The 476-nt window shown below is 53.2% G+C and carries 1 protein-coding gene; it reads right to left on the bottom strand.

Translation table 11 applies throughout. From position 1 onward, the window contains the following. Positions 1–476, bottom strand: a 476-nt coding sequence (locus AB4Y31_RS31770; RefSeq protein WP_368677421.1) for an alpha-amylase family glycosyl hydrolase, incomplete at both ends; no start/stop codon positions are given.

The following is a 476-nucleotide window of genomic DNA, read 5'->3' as shown; positions in this document are numbered from 1 at the left end:
GCGGATCAGAACCGGTAGGACCGAACGGACGCGAGGATTCATCGCCATAAAAGATTTGTACCGCGCCTGGCGCTAATAATAATAACTCTGCTGCTTTGTCGCCCCCTTCACGGAACAGGCGGGTATCATGCGACGAGAGGTAGCTCAACACGTTGAAATCCTGCAATTTCTCCGCCATTTGCTGCCAGGTCGTATCCATCTGCGCCAGACAATCGACTGCTTTCGCCGCCTGCTCCTGATAATCGAAATTGATCATCGCATCGAAGCCGTAGCGATAGTAGTCACTTTGCATCACGCCGTGGCCCCAGGCTTCACCGGTCATCCAGAAAGGTTTGTCATCTAATGCTTTGTCGGGGTTAGCTTTTTTCCATTCGCGAAGTGCAGCGCTGGCTTCGGTTTTCAGTTGCTGCCAGGCGGGCAACTCAACATGTTTGGCGGTATCGACCCGAAAACCATCAATCCCATAGTCGCGGACC

This window comes from Trinickia sp. EG282A, assembly GCF_040965455.1.
Lineage (GTDB): Bacteria > Pseudomonadota > Gammaproteobacteria > Burkholderiales > Burkholderiaceae > Trinickia > Trinickia symbiotica.
This window is presented reverse-complemented; position numbering and strand designations above follow the sequence as displayed.